The sequence below is a fragment of the Acidovorax sp. SUPP3334 genome, assembly GCF_030159055.1.
GTDB lineage: Bacteria > Pseudomonadota > Gammaproteobacteria > Burkholderiales > Burkholderiaceae_C > Paracidovorax.
Genome location: NZ_BQXQ01000036.1, coordinates 1 through 12854, shown reverse-complemented (window position 1 = coordinate 12854; position 12854 = coordinate 1). Strand labels below are relative to the sequence as shown.

Below are 12854 nucleotides of genomic sequence, written 5' to 3'. Positions count from 1 at the left end.
GAACCCGGTGCAAGTGACTGGCGGTTATATCACGCGGTTTCCAGAGGGCGATGCCAGAATTCCTTCCTTTTCGCTCCGCAGATCAAGCCCATGCCGCGTCCCATCCAAGCCACCATCCACACTGCTGCACTGCAACAAAATCTGGAGCGCGCGCGCGCCGGTGCGCCGGACGCGCTGGCCTGGGCCGTGGTGAAAGCCAATGCCTACGGCCATGGCATCGAGCGCGTGTTCGAGGGGCTGCGCGGCGCCGACGGCTTCGCGCTGCTGGATCTGTCCGAAGCCGAGCGTGTGCGCGCCCTCGGCTGGCGCGGCCCCATCCTGCTGCTGGAGGGCGTGTTCGAGCCGCGCGACCTGGAGCTGTGCTCGCGCCTGGGGCTGTGGCACGCGGTGCATTGCGACGAGCAGATCGACTGGCTGGCCGCGCACAAGACGCAGGCGCCGCACCGCGTCTTCCTCAAGATGAACACCGGCATGAACCGACTGGGCTTCACGCCCGCGCGCTACCGCTCGGCCTGGGCGCGGCTCAACGCGCTCACGCAGGTGGACGAAATCTCGTACATGACGCACTTCAGCGACGCCGACGGCCCCCGCGGCATCGCGCACCAGATGCAGGCCTTTCACACCGCCACGCAGGACCTGCCCGGCGAGAAAAGCGTGTGCAACAGCGCGGCCACCCTGCGCCATGCGGTCGATGCGCGCGTGCGCGGCGACTGGATCCGCGCCGGCATCGTGCTCTACGGCGGCGCGCCGGACTATCCCGAGCACGACGCCGCCCACTGGAACCTGCAGCCGTCGATGACGCTCTCGGCCCGCGTCATCGCGGTGCAGCACGTGCCGGCCGGCGGCACGGTGGGCTATGGCTCGGCCTTCACGGCCGATGCGCCGCTCACCATCGGCGTGATCGCCTGCGGCTACGCCGACGGCTACCCGCGCCACGCGGGCACCGGCACGCCGGTGCTGGTGAACGGCGTGCGCACGCGCGTGGTGGGCCGGGTGAGCATGGACATGATCACGGTGGACCTGACGCCGGTGCTGAATGCGGGCGTGGAGGCCGGCTTCGGCGCCGAGGCCACGCTCTGGGGGCGCGCCGCCAGCGGCGCCGTGCTCTCCATCGACGAAGTGGCCCACGCGGCCGGCACGGTGAGCTGGGAGCTGATGTGTGCCCTGGCCCCGCGCGTGCCGGTGGCGGTGGCCTGATGCGGCCCGGCCAGCGCGCCCCGGCACCCCGGCCCGGCAAGGCCTCGACCTGGCGGCGGGTGCAGGCGCCCGACCGCGAACTGGTGCACACCCTGCGCCAGCGCCACCGGCTGCACCTGCACGGCTGGTGCATCGGCGCTTTCATGATGGCGCTCATGTGGGCCACCTCGCACGTGCAGAGGGTGATGGGCGTGGACTCGCTCGCGCTGCGCTACGGCATCACCCTGGGCGTGGGCTACCTCGCCTACCTGCTGGTGCTGCGGGCCTGGGCGGCATGGCTGGTGCGACCCCCGGGCCGGCGCGACGGCGGCGACAGCGGCGACGGTGGCTTGGCGGACGGCATCGACCTGGTGCCCGACCTGCCCACCGGTGGCGTGCGTGCGCCCTGGCCGCGCAGCGGGGGCGGCGGGGACTTCGGCGGGGGCGGGGCGAGCGGGGATTTCGGCGGCGGCCTGGGTCATGGCCTGGGTGACGGCTTGGGTAGCGGCCTGGGCGATGGCCTCGGTGACGTGGCCAGCGGGGCGCTGGATGCCGCCAGCGGTGCGGACGAGGGCGCGGTGGTGATCGTGCCCGTGGTGGCCATCTTCCTCATCGGCGCGGCCGTGGTGTTGGGCGCGGGCGCGCTCGCGCTGCTGTATTTCGGTTTCGACGTGCTGCTGGCGGTGGCGGTGGAGCTGGCGTTTTCCTACGCCACGGCGCGCGCGGCCATGGGCGTGGAGCGGGCCGGGTGGCTGTCGGCCGCCGTGCGGCTGACCTGGAAGCCGCTGCTCGGGGCGCTGCTGTGCGCCGTGGTGCTCGGCTGGACCATCGACCACTTCCTGCCGCACGCCAATTCCTTGCCGCAAGCCGTGCGAATGCTGCGCGGGCGCTGAAATGGAAGCTTGGATTTGCGCGATGGTGCGCGATGGGCGGCGGCGTCGTTGCGCTGCGCTGCGCGGTGCCCCGATGCCACGGCCTGCATAACGTTAGAACGATCAAGTCGTTCGCCAACCCATGAACGCCGGGCATAGTGCCCGCACCGTTCGTTTCTTCAGGGCTTTTGCACCATGCGCTTTTCGACTTCCCTGGCGGCCGCCGTGGCCGCCGCCGTGCTGACCGTGACCGCCCCGATGGCCGCACAGGCCACCGCCTTCCGCTTCGCCCGCTCGGCCGACATCTCCACCTGGGATGTGCATGCCCACAACGTCGGCCCCAACAACGCCATCCATTCCACCGTGTACGAGACCCTGGTCGAATACAACAGCAAAACCTTCAAGCCCGAGCCGCAGCTGGCCGCCGAATGGAAGCGCATCAGCCCCACGCAACTGCGCATCACGCTGAGGAAGGGCGTGAAGTTCAGCGACGGCTCCGTGCTGACCGCCGACGACGTGAAGTTCTCCCTGGAGCGCGCCAAGGCCAAGACCTCCAACTACGCCGTGTACACCCAGGGCATCGACCGCGTCGAGGTGATCGACGCCGGCACGCTGGACATCGTCTCCGACGTGCCCAACCCCGTGCTGGTGAACCAGCTCACCGAGCTGCGCATCATGAGCAAGGCCTGGTCCGACAAGAACAACGCAGGCACCCCCAAGGACATCAAGACCAGCGACGAGCCCTACACCCACCGCAACGCGCTGGGCACCGGGCCGTTCGTGCTCAAGTCGTGGTCGCCGGACCAGCGGCTGGTGCTGGCCGCCAACCCGCACTGGTGGGGCAAGGGCCAGTTCGGCGGCAACGTGACCGAGGTGGTCTACACGCCCATCAAGTCCGACGCCACGCGCACGGCCGCGCTGCTGTCGGGCGAGGTGGACTTCGTGCTCGACCCCAGCCTGCAGGACGTGCCCCGCATCCGCCAGACCGCCGGGCTCAAGGTGCTCGACGGCGCCGAGAACCGCACCATCTTCCTGGGCCTGGACCAGTTCCGCGACGAGCTGCAGAACTCCAGCGTGAAGGGCAAGAACCCGCTCAAGGACGTGCGCGTGCGCAAGGCCCTGTACCAGGCCATCGACATCAACGCCATCCAGCGCGTGGTGCTGCGCGGCCTGGCCCAGCCGACCGGCGCGATCATCGCGCGGCAGGTGAACGGCTGGACCCCGAAGGCCGACGTGCGCTGGCCCTACGATCCCGCTGCGGCCCAGAAGCTGCTGGCCGATGCGGGCTACCCGCAGGGCTTCGACGTGGACTTCGCCTGCAGCGCGGGCCGCTACATCAACGACGAGCAGCTGTGCCAGGCCATCACCGCGCAGTGGGCCAAGGTGGGCGTGAAGGCCAGGCTGCGCTCGCTGCCGTTCGCCACCTACTTCCCGATGATCCAGCGCAACGAGGCCAGCATCTACCTGCTGGGCTGGGGCGTGCCCACGTTCGATGCGTTCTATTCCCTGCAGTCGCTGATCCGCTCGCCTGGTGCCGGGGGCGACGGCAATTTCAACCTGGGCCGCTTCAGCGACCCGCAGCAGGACGCGCTGATCGAACGCATCAAGAAGGAAACCGACACCGCCACGCGCAACGGCCTGATCGAGCAGGCGCTGGTGCAGGACCACCAGCTCATCTCGCACATCCCGCTGTACAACCAGGTGATTCCGTGGGCGGCCACCCAGAAGGTGGAGATCGTTCACCGCGCGGACAACCGGATCGACTGGCGTTTGCTGAAGGTGAACTGAGCCGTGCCGTTACCCCAGCCAGGCGGCCCGAGCCGCCTCTGGGTGTCATAGGGCCGTGCCGAATCCGGCGAGTCGAGCACCTTCGCCTCTTGGCTACTCAGCCAGCGCGCGTTGCACGGCGGAGCGCACCGCCATGCGCTCGAAGTGCTCCTGCACTTTCGGAAACTGCCCGATGTCCACGTCATCGCTTTCGAGCCAGCTGGCCATCGTGAAGAGATAGCCGTCGGTCACCGAGTACGCCTCGCCCAGCACCCAGGGACCCTGCAGGTAGTGGCGTTCGATCAGCGCGAAGCATTCCGTCATGTTCTGCGGCACCTTGGTCTGCATGGCGACGATGGCCTCGGGCTCATCGGCCCAGCGGCTGGCGCGCGGGCGGTGGGCGTGGGCCACGTGCACGGTCGAGGCCAAATAGCTATGCACTTCCTGCATGCGCGCGAAACCGACCGCATCGGTGGGCGCCAGCTGGGCCGAGGCAAAGCGCTGCGCGATATACGCCAGCAGCGCCGGGGTTTCGGTGAGCACGATGCCTTCTTCCGTCACCAGCACCGGCACGCGCCCCTTGGGGTTGAGGGCCAGGTACCTGGCCGATTGCTGCTGCCGGGCGCGGAAATCCACCCGCTGGAGTTGGTAGGGCGCCTGGGCTTCTTCCAGCGCGATCCGGACGGCGAGTGCGCAGGTGCCAGGGGCGAAATAGAGGGTCAGTGGAGACGGCATGGTGGGCTCTTCAATGCGGTTTGCTATAAAAAAAGAAGCTGGTAGCGCTTGTGATTCAAAGGGTTCAATGCGTTGTAGCGTGGAAAACGCCTGCCATAAAGCACAAGCAGCTATGTTTTCAGGAGTTCACGGCGCTGTGTCACCCGGGTGCGGTACAGGCCGCGCTCGCGCGCCATCAGCCGCACCAGGCCGAGCAGGGCGTCGGTGTGCGGCGTGGGCACGGCGGTGAGGCGGCCCAGCTCGTGCACGGCGCCCACCAGGGCATCGATCTCCAGCGGTTTGCCGGCTTCCACGTCCTGCAGCATCGAGGTCTTGAAGGCGCCCAGCTTGCGGGTCACGGCATGGCGGTCTTCGGGTTGCTGGTCGATGGGCAGGCCCAGCCGCTCGCCGATGGCCTTGGCCTCGCGCATCACGTCGGAGGTGAAGGCGCGCACCAGGTCGTCGTCCAGGATGTGGTCGGTGGTGGCGCCGGTCAGCGCGCTGATGGGGTTCACCGTCATGTTGCCCCAGAGCTTGAACCACACGTCCTGCTGAATGCGGGGGGACACTTCGGCCTCGATGCCGCCGCGCTGCAGCGTATCGGCCAGCGCCTGCAGCCGCGGCGTGGGAGCGCCGCCGGGTTCGCCCAGGATGAGCCGGTTGCCGAAATGGTGGCGCACCACGCCGGGCGCGTCGAGCGAGCAGCTGGTGTGGACCACGCCGCCGATCACCTGGCCGGCCGGAATCGCCCGGGCGATGGCGCCCGAGGGATCGACCGACTGCAGCGCCCGCCCCTGCACGGGGCCGCCGCAACCGTCCAGAAACCACCAGGGCACGCCGTTCATGGCGGTGAGCACCAGGGTGTGCGGGCCGATCAGCGGGGCTATGCGGGCCGCCACGTCGGGCAGCGCAGGCGCCTTGACCGCCAGCACCACCAGGTCCTGCACGCCCAAAGCGGCCGGGTCGGCCTGGGCGCGCACCGGCGCCGTGTGGACCGTGCCATCGGATTGAACGAGCCGAAGGCCGTGCGCGCTCAGCGCCTGCAGCGTGGCGCCGCGGGCCACCATGGCGACCTCGCAGCCCGTGCGCGCCAGCGCCACGGCGAGCCAGCCGCCGATGGCACCCGCGCCATAGATACATGCTTTCATCGAAACATCCACCTGTGCATGACCGGCCGTGCGGCCGCGAAGCGGTGGATGTTAAGCGCTGCCCACGGCGTACGGGGTGTTCCGTAGGGGGCAGCGCGGCCAGCGCGCGATCACTTGGCGTCGCTGGCGGGCTCCGAGGCCGACGTGGCCGGCGCTGGCTTGCTGCCGCCGAACACGGCGCCGCCTGCGGGTGCGGAGGAAGATGCGGAAGACGCGCCCATGACCGGTGAAGGGGTGGCCGGCGTGGTGGGTGCGGGGGTGGCAGGGGTCGTTGGCGCGGGCGTGGCGGCTGGCGCCGAATTGGTGGGCGTGTCGGCCGGCTTGTTGCGGTCGCAAGCGGTGAGCGCCAGGGCGGACACGACGATCAGCGGGGCGGCGGCGAGCCAGCGGCGCGAGGCGGGGGCAGGGGTCTTGTTGGTGTTGAACATCGGTTTATCTCCTTGGATGGGTACGGCGGACTGCCGCTGGAGTGAGCATGCTAGGCAGGGCTTCGGAACTGCGGAGTAGGATAGGGTTGACATCGCAATTGCTTACTTCCAGGCGCCGCGTGCGCTCCCGGCAGGCCTGCTCAGCGGGCTCCCGCGGGCCGATACGGTCCGTCGGGCCTCGCGCCTTCGGCCCTGTGCCGGCCGCCTGCCGAACGCGGTGCATCCCTCGTTTCCTTCTTGTTTCATCGCCCCTGCGCGTTTTTCCGCTTCCTGCCATGGCCAAAGAAAAAACCCTGTTCACCTGCTCCGAATGCGGCGGCACCAGCCCGCGCTGGCTGGGCAAATGTCCCGCGTGCGGCGCCTGGAACACCCTGGTCGAAACCGTGGCCGAGGCCGGCCCGGGCAAGAACCGCCTGAGCGCGCCGCAGTATTCGGGCCTGGCCCAGGCCCAGGCCGTGATGCCGCTGGCGGCCATCGAGGCGACCGACATCGCCCGAACCCCGAGCGGCATCGACGAGCTGGACCGTGTGCTGGGCGGCGGCATCGTGGAGGGCGGCGTGGTGCTGATCGGCGGCGACCCGGGCATCGGCAAGTCCACGCTGCTGCTGCAGGCGCTGGACGCGCTGCAGCGCGTGGGCCTGCCCACGCTCTACGTGACGGGCGAGGAAAGCGGCGCCCAGGTGGCGCTGCGCTCACGCCGCCTGGGCCTGGACCACAGCCAGGTGAACGTGCTGGCCGAAATCCAGCTGGAGAAGATCCTGGCCACCATCGACGCCACCCAGCCCGCCGTGGCGGTGATCGACTCGATCCAGACGGTGTATTCGGACCAGCTCACCAGCGCGCCGGGGTCGGTGGCCCAGGTGCGCGAGTGCGCGGCGCACCTCACGCGGGCGGCCAAGGCCTCGGGCGTGACCATCATCCTCGTGGGCCATGTCACCAAGGAAGGCGCGCTCGCCGGCCCGCGCGTGCTGGAGCACATGGTCGATACGGTGCTGTACTTCGAAGGCGACACGCACAGCCAGTTCCGCCTGGTGCGCGCCATCAAGAACCGCTTCGGCGCGGTCAACGAGATCGGCGTGTTCGCCATGACCGAGAAGGGCCTCAAGGGCGTGACCAACCCGAGCGCCATCTTCCTGAGCCAGCACAGCGAGCCGGTGCCCGGCAGCTGCGTGCTGGTCACGCTGGAGGGCACGCGGCCCATGCTGGTGGAGATCCAGGCGCTGGTGGACGAGGGAGGCCCCAGCCCGCGCCGCCTGTCGGTGGGCCTGGACCGCGACCGGCTGGCCATGCTGCTGGCCGTGCTGCACCGCCACGCCGGCGTGGCCTGCATGGACCAGGACGTGTTCGTGAACGCGGTGGGCGGCGTGCGCATCAGCGAGCCGGCGGCCGATCTGGCGGTGATGCTGTCCATCACCTCCAGCCTGCGCGGCAAAGCACTCCCCCGCGGGTTCATCGCCTTCGGCGAAGTCGGCCTGGCCGGCGAGGTGCGTCCTGCCCCGCGCGGGCAGGAGCGGCTGAAGGAGGCCGCCAAGCTGGGCTTCAGCGTGGCCGTGGTGCCCAAGGCCAACGCGCCCAAAAAGCCCATCGAGGGCATCACCATCCATGCGGTGGAGCGGGTGGAAGAGGCGATGGAAGTGGTGCGCGGCATGGGCTGAAGCCCCTACGCACCATCCACACCGGCGGGCTTCGGCGGCCATAGGACAATCTCGCCCCATGAATCTGCGCAACCTCTTCATTCCCGTGGGCATCGCGGTGCTGGTCTTCGCCGCTTACCGCTCTTATGCCTGGCAGGGCGTCCTGGCCGTGGGCGGCGGCCTGTTCATGTGGGCGATGCTGCATTTCACCCGGCTCATGAACGTCATGCGCAAGGCGGCCGACCGGCCCATCGGCCACGTGGGCAGCGCCGTCATGCTCAACGCCAAGCTGCGCAAGGGGGTCAATCTCATGCACGTGGTGGCCATGACGCGCTCGCTGGGCGAGCCCCTGTCGGCCGACGGCGAGGAGCCCGAGCGCTACCGCTGGACCGACGGCACGCAGTCGCACGTGACGTGCGAGTTCCGGGGTGGCAAGCTGGCGCAATGGGCACTCGTGCGGCCCGTGCAAGAGGGCGACGTGCCGGGCCCTGGCGCCGGAATGCCCGCAGACTCGTAAAATCGCGGGTTTGCGACTTCCAGCAATTCCAAAGGAAACCCATGAGTCCCGTAGCTCCCTCGATGGCCGACCGTGACGGCAAGATATGGATGGACGGCCAGATGGTCGATTGGCGCGACGCCAAGATCCATGTGCTGACCCACACGCTGCATTACGGCTGCGGCGCCTTCGAAGGCGTGCGCGCCTACAAGACGGCCGACGGCACGGCGATCTTCCGCCTCGAGGAGCACACCGAGCGCCTGTTCAACAGCGCCAAGATCCTGCGCATGACCATTCCGTTCACCAAGGAAGAAGTGAACGAGGCCCAGAAGGCCGTGGTGCGCGAGAACCAGCTCGAATCGTGCTACCTGCGCCCCCTGACCTGGATCGGCTCGCAGAAGCTGGGCGTGTCGCCCAAGGGCAACCAGATCCACCTGATGGTGGCGGCCTGGGCCTGGGGCGCCTACCTGGGCGAAGAGGGCATGCAGCGCGGCATCCGCGTCAAGACCAGCAGCTACACGCGCCACCACGTCAACATCACCATGACGCAGGCCAAGGCGGTGAGCAACTACACCAATTCGATCCTGGCCAACATGGAGGCCCTGGACGACGGCTACGACGAGGCCCTGCTGCTGGATGCCTCCGGCTTCGTGTCCGAGGGCGCGGGCGAGAACGTGTTCATCATCAAGAACGGCGTGGTGTACACGCCCGACCTGTCGGCGGGCGCCCTCAACGGCATCACGCGCAACACCATCGTGCACATCTGCAAGGACCTGGGCCTGGAGCTGGTGCAAAAGCGAATCACCCGCGACGAGGTGTACATCGCCGATGAAGCCTTCTTCACCGGCACCGCCGCCGAAGTCACGCCGATCCGCGAACTCGACCGCCTCGCCATCGGCAGCGGCTCGCGCGGCCCGATCACCGAAAAGATCCAGAGCGCCTTCTTCGACATCGTGAACGGCCGCAACCCCCAATACGCCCACTGGCTCACCAAGGTCTGAAGAACATGTCGCAAGCCATCGTCGAACTGGTCGCCAAAGACCTCAACCCCCAGGGCGGCGTCTTCTGCCCCAGCCCCAAGGCGGACATGAAGATCTGGAACACGCACCCCAAGGTGTACCTGGACGTCGCCCACACGGGCGAGGCCAAATGCCCGTATTGCGGCACGGTGTACCGCCTGAAGGCGGGAGAGCGCGTTCATTCCGGCCACTGATTGATGCCGGCTGAACACGGCGGCGTGGCACGGGCCACGCTCACGGTGGCGGTGCTGACGATGAACGAAGGCCACCGCATCGGTGCCTGCCTGGCGAGCGCCTCGTTCGCCGACCAGATCGTGGTGGTGGACAGCGGCAGCACGGACGACACCGTGGCCGTTGCCCAGCGCCTGGGCGCGCAGGTGCATTCCTATCCCGACTGGCAGGGCTTCGCCGTGCAGCGCAACCGGCTGCTGGCGCATGCCACGGGCGACTACATCTTCTTTCTCGACGCCGACGAGGTGATGACGCCTTCCTTTCGCGAGGAGCTGCAGTCCATCGTGCGCTCGGGCGAGCGCGCGGTCTGGAAGATCCGCTGGCGCATGGTGGCCTTCGGCCACGAACTGCGCCATCTGCGCACCACCTCGACCGTGGAGCGCCTGTTTCGCCGCGACATGGTGCGCGAGTACGTGGGCGTGGTCCACGAGGAAGCCGTGCTCACCGAGCCCGGCGTGCCCCGCCACATGATGCGGGCGCAGCTGCTGCACCACTCGCGCGAGACCGTGCGCGGCAGCCTGGAAAAGCTCACCCAGTACGCCATGCTGGGCGCCGCCAAGCGGGCGGCGGCCGGCAAGCGCGGCGGCGTGGTGCGCGGCCTGGCGTCGGGCACGAGCATGTTCGTGCGCCTTTATGTGCTGCGGCTGGGGTTTCTGTGCGGCGGCGCCGGCTTTCTGTATTGCCTGTTCGTCGCCCTGGAAGCGTTCTTCCGGTACGCAGCGCTGGCGTACGACCGGGACCGCCTGAGCGAGAGCGTGCGCCGGTGAAACCTTCGGATGTTCTTGAGCGCCTGTCCGGCGTGGCGGCTTTCATGGTGCCGGGCCTTGCGCTGTGGCTGCGCTCCGGCTATTCGTGGGGCGCGGCGGTCTTGCTGCTGTGCAGCCTGGCGACGGCGGGTGTGTGGCTGCGCCGGCCCCCGGGGCGCCACGCGTGGTGGCTCTTCGCCTCCATCGTGGCCATGGGCTTCGTGTGGGCGCTCGACTTCGATCCCGCCCAGGGCGGCTGGTCCAACCTGGACCGCCCCTCCAAATACCTGCTGGCGCTGCCGTGCCTGTTCTACCTGCTGGCCTATCCGCCCCGCGCCGTCTGGCTCTGGTGGGGCCTGGCGGTGGGCGCATGCGGCGCGGGCCTCATCGGCATCTACCAGACCGGCGTGCTGCACCTGCTGCGCGCCAACGGCTATACCAACGCGATCCAGTTCGGCGGCCTGAGCCTGCTGCTGGGCCTGATGTGCTCGACCACGCTGCTCGTGCAGTGGAGCCGCTGGAAAGCCTGGCAGCGCGTGGGCTGGGTCGTTTGCATTCTGCTGGGCTTCGAAGGCTCGCTGCTGTCGGAGTCGCGCGGAGGCTGGCTGGTGCTGCCGCTGGCGCTGCCCATCTGCGCCTGGCTGCAGGCCCGCTGCGGCCAGCGCAGGCTGGCCATGGCCGGCGTGGCGCTGATCCTCGCGGGCGCGGCAGGGCTCATGGCGCTCAACGCGCACGACGTGCGCAGCCGCGTGGACGAGGCGCGCCAGGAGATCACCCAATACGAATCGAAGGGCGATGCCGCCAGCTCGGTCGGGCAGCGGCTGGCCCACTGGAAGCTGGCCTGGGCCATGGGCATCGACCGGCCGCTGACCGGCTGGGGCCGCTACGGCTACGAGGCCGAGAAGCAGCGGCGCGTGGCCGCCGGCCTGGCCCATCCGTTCGTGCTGCAGTTCAGCCACGCGCACAACGAAGTGCTGGACATCTTCGCCAAGCGCGGCCTGCCGGGCGTGGCGGTTCTGCTGCTGTTCTACGCCGTGCCGCTGGCCCTGTTCTGGCCCACGCGCCGGCGCGTCTGCCGCGCCACGGAAGACGGCAGCATGGACCCGCAGGTGCTGTGCCTGCGGCTGGTGGGCGTGCTGCTGCCGATCGGCTACATCGGCTTCGGCTTCACCCAGGTATTCCTGGGCCACAACAGCGGCACCATGTTCTACCTGTTCATGGGCATGCTGGTGCTGGCCATCCTGCAGGGCCGGGAGCGGGAGGCGCTGCGGCGGCGGCTGCGGCCGTCGGCATCCACCGCGCCCGCGGTGGCTTCGGGGCATTCCGTCCCACCCGCCTGACCGAATAAAGGGTTCCGCCATGCACGTGCTGCTCGTCAACAATTCCCCGATCCCGGTCTATGGCTACGGCGGCACCGAGCGGGTCATCTGGGACCTGGGCCAGATGCTGGTGCGCCTGGGCCACCGCGTGAGCTACCTCGTGCCCGAAGGCTCCACCTGCGACTTCGGCGCCGTGCTGCCCATCCGGCCCGATGCGCCGTGGGACTCGCAGATTCCCGCCGACGTGGACATCACGCACTTTCAGTTCAACCCCCGCACCGAGATCGCGACGCCCTACCTCGTCACCGAGCACGGCAACGCCCGAAAGCCCAAGCCGCTGCCGCGCAACACCGTGTTCCTCTCGCGCGACCACGCGGCGCGCTACGGCTCCACCGAGTTCGTCTACAACGGCCTGCAGTGGGAGAGCTACGGCGCCGTGGACTTTGCACGGCCCCGCGACCATTACCACTTCCTCGGCAAGGCCGCGTGGCGCGTGAAGAACGTGAGCGGCGCGATCCGCGTGGCCCAACTGGCGGGCGTGGAGCTCGACGTGCTGGGCGGCGACCGCATCAACTTTCGCCGCGGCTTTCGCTGGACGCTGTCGCGCCGCATCCATTTCTTCGGCATGGTGGGCGGCGCGCAGAAGACCGAGCGGCTCAATGCCTCGCGCGGGCTGATCTTTCCCGTGCGCTGGCACGAGCCCTTCGGCCTGGCGGTCATCGAAAGCCTGTACTTCGGCTGCCCGGTGTTTTCGACCCCCTACGGCGCACTGCCCGAGCTGGTGCCAGCGGAATGCGGCGTGCTGGCCGACAACGCCGGCGCCCTGGCCGAGGCGGTGCGCGCCAACCGTTTCGACCCCCGGGCCTGCCACGACCATGCCGTGCGCCACTTCGGCGCCGAGCGCATGGCGCGCGACTACCTGCGCATGTACGAGCGCGTGCTGGCGGGCGAAACCCTCAATGCCCAGGCCCCGGTGATCCAGGGCGAGGCCCGCTCGCTCGCCTGGCGCAACTGATTTACGCGGGTGTCCGCGCAGGCCTTTTTCCGTGATGGTTGTTAACCTTGAGTTACCTTAAAGGCCGATCATTCATTAACCCTGCATAAATTCACCTGAAAAATCCCCTTTTCAAAAATCAGGGAGGGCGGATTCAAAAGTGAAGTGCAACACCTTGGGTTCAATGAATCTCGGTGGAGTGCTGCGGGCTGTTGATGAGCAACTCCCGGTAGACCGCCAGAGGTGATCGTACCCCGAGGCCTTTCCTGGGCCTGTCGTTGATCTGATCGGCGATGGCGTCCAGGTGCTC

At 68.7% G+C, this 12854-nt stretch carries 13 protein-coding genes and 1 pseudogene; 10 read left to right on the top strand and 4 right to left on the bottom strand.

The annotated features are described in order from the left end of the window. The first annotated feature begins 90 nt into the window (after positions 1 to 90). The 3 genes from alr (at position 91) to AVHM3334_RS18400 (ending at position 3836) form a co-directional block, all read left to right on the top strand. Positions 91 to 1197 carry an alanine racemase gene (alr, locus tag AVHM3334_RS18410; protein WP_284414721.1) on the top strand — a complete coding sequence of 369 codons (1107 nt, stop codon included), beginning with the start codon at positions 91 to 93 and terminating at the stop codon, positions 1195 to 1197. Further along, on the top strand, positions 1197 to 2069 hold the full coding sequence (locus AVHM3334_RS18405) for a hypothetical protein (protein ID WP_284414769.1): 873 nt from the start codon (positions 1197 to 1199) through the stop codon (positions 2067 to 2069). The genes alr and AVHM3334_RS18405 overlap by 1 nt, the downstream gene beginning before the upstream one ends. Before the next feature lie 174 nt (positions 2070 to 2243). Further along, positions 2244 to 3836 (top strand): ABC transporter substrate-binding protein, encoded by a 1593-nt coding sequence (locus tag AVHM3334_RS18400; RefSeq protein WP_284414719.1) that lies wholly within the window; start codon positions 2244 to 2246, stop codon positions 3834 to 3836. A 93-nt stretch (positions 3837 to 3929) separates the two neighbouring features. Here AVHM3334_RS18400 and AVHM3334_RS18395 read toward each other — a convergent pair whose 3' ends face one another. The 3 genes from AVHM3334_RS18395 to AVHM3334_RS18385 form a co-directional block, all read right to left on the bottom strand. Then, positions 3930 to 4550: a glutathione S-transferase family protein gene (locus AVHM3334_RS18395; protein WP_284414717.1), complete on the bottom strand. Its 621-nt coding sequence runs from the start codon at positions 4548 to 4550 to the stop codon at positions 3930 to 3932. Between the two features lie 110 nt (positions 4551 to 4660). Then, positions 4661 to 5677: a 2-dehydropantoate 2-reductase gene (locus AVHM3334_RS18390; protein WP_284414715.1), complete on the bottom strand. Its 1017-nt coding sequence runs from the start codon at positions 5675 to 5677 to the stop codon at positions 4661 to 4663. Positions 5678 to 5787: 110 nt separating this feature from the next. Beyond that, the gene (locus AVHM3334_RS18385; RefSeq protein ID WP_284414713.1) at positions 5788 to 6105 is read right to left on the bottom strand and encodes a hypothetical protein; all 318 of its coding nucleotides are present in this window, start codon (positions 6103 to 6105) and stop codon (positions 5788 to 5790) included. 275 nt (positions 6106 to 6380) lie between these two features. On the opposite strand from AVHM3334_RS18385, the gene radA reads away from it, so the two are divergent. Genes radA through AVHM3334_RS18350 form a run of 7 tightly spaced genes read left to right on the top strand, consistent with a single transcriptional unit; the run spans position 6381 to position 12565 of the window. Further along, a complete protein-coding gene (gene radA / locus AVHM3334_RS18380) occupies positions 6381 to 7760 on the top strand; it encodes a DNA repair protein RadA (RefSeq protein ID WP_284414712.1) in 1380 nt (459 codons plus the stop codon). 58 nt (positions 7761 to 7818) lie between these two features. Then, a complete protein-coding gene (locus AVHM3334_RS18375) occupies positions 7819 to 8256 on the top strand; it encodes a glycerate kinase (protein WP_284414710.1) in 438 nt (145 codons plus the stop codon). Between the two features lie 41 nt (positions 8257 to 8297). After that, entirely contained in the window at positions 8298 to 9236 is a 939-nt protein-coding gene (locus AVHM3334_RS18370) for a branched-chain amino acid transaminase (protein ID WP_284414708.1), read from the top strand. A gap of 5 nt (positions 9237 to 9241) precedes the next feature. Next, positions 9242 to 9448, top strand: coding sequence for a zinc-finger domain-containing protein (locus tag AVHM3334_RS18365; protein ID WP_272549760.1), 207 nt, complete (start codon positions 9242 to 9244; stop codon positions 9446 to 9448). Positions 9449 to 9451: 3 nt separating this feature from the next. Continuing rightward, positions 9452 to 10252 (top strand): glycosyltransferase family 2 protein, encoded by an 801-nt coding sequence (locus AVHM3334_RS18360; RefSeq protein WP_284414706.1) that lies wholly within the window; start codon positions 9452 to 9454, stop codon positions 10250 to 10252. Beyond that, positions 10249 to 11571, top strand: a complete 1323-nt coding sequence (locus AVHM3334_RS18355; protein ID WP_284414704.1) for an O-antigen ligase family protein — start codon at positions 10249 to 10251, stop codon at positions 11569 to 11571. The genes AVHM3334_RS18360 and AVHM3334_RS18355 overlap by 4 nt, the downstream gene beginning before the upstream one ends. Before the next feature lie 19 nt (positions 11572 to 11590). Further along, the gene (locus tag AVHM3334_RS18350) at positions 11591 to 12565 is read left to right on the top strand and encodes a glycosyltransferase (RefSeq protein ID WP_284414702.1); all 975 of its coding nucleotides are present in this window, start codon (positions 11591 to 11593) and stop codon (positions 12563 to 12565) included. A 160-nt stretch (positions 12566 to 12725) separates the two neighbouring features. Here the strand turns inward: AVHM3334_RS18350 and AVHM3334_RS24075 are convergent. Further along, a pseudogene (locus tag AVHM3334_RS24075) lies at positions 12726 to 12854 on the bottom strand (IS30 family transposase); the annotation flags it as partial.

What these genes read in the sequence shown, in the direction of transcription:
- alr (WP_284414721.1), top strand. Translation starts at nt 91, where the DNA reads ATGCCGCGTCCCATCCAAGCCACCATCCACACTGCTGCACTGCAACAA.
- AVHM3334_RS18405 (WP_284414769.1), top strand. Translation starts at nt 1,197, where the DNA reads ATGCGGCCCGGCCAGCGCGCCCCGGCACCCCGGCCCGGCAAGGCCTCG.
- AVHM3334_RS18400 (WP_284414719.1), top strand. Translation starts at nt 2,244, where the DNA reads ATGCGCTTTTCGACTTCCCTGGCGGCCGCCGTGGCCGCCGCCGTGCTG.
- AVHM3334_RS18395 (WP_284414717.1), bottom strand. Translation starts at nt 4,550, where the DNA reads ATGCCGTCTCCACTGACCCTCTATTTCGCCCCTGGCACCTGCGCACTC.
- AVHM3334_RS18390 (WP_284414715.1), bottom strand. Translation starts at nt 5,677, where the DNA reads ATGAAAGCATGTATCTATGGCGCGGGTGCCATCGGCGGCTGGCTCGCC.
- AVHM3334_RS18385 (WP_284414713.1), bottom strand. Translation starts at nt 6,105, where the DNA reads ATGTTCAACACCAACAAGACCCCTGCCCCCGCCTCGCGCCGCTGGCTC.
- radA (WP_284414712.1), top strand. Translation starts at nt 6,381, where the DNA reads ATGGCCAAAGAAAAAACCCTGTTCACCTGCTCCGAATGCGGCGGCACC.
- AVHM3334_RS18375 (WP_284414710.1), top strand. Translation starts at nt 7,819, where the DNA reads ATGAATCTGCGCAACCTCTTCATTCCCGTGGGCATCGCGGTGCTGGTC.
- AVHM3334_RS18370 (WP_284414708.1), top strand. Translation starts at nt 8,298, where the DNA reads ATGAGTCCCGTAGCTCCCTCGATGGCCGACCGTGACGGCAAGATATGG.
- AVHM3334_RS18365 (WP_272549760.1), top strand. Translation starts at nt 9,242, where the DNA reads ATGTCGCAAGCCATCGTCGAACTGGTCGCCAAAGACCTCAACCCCCAG.
- AVHM3334_RS18360 (WP_284414706.1), top strand. Translation starts at nt 9,452, where the DNA reads ATGCCGGCTGAACACGGCGGCGTGGCACGGGCCACGCTCACGGTGGCG.
- AVHM3334_RS18350 (WP_284414702.1), top strand. Translation starts at nt 11,591, where the DNA reads ATGCACGTGCTGCTCGTCAACAATTCCCCGATCCCGGTCTATGGCTAC.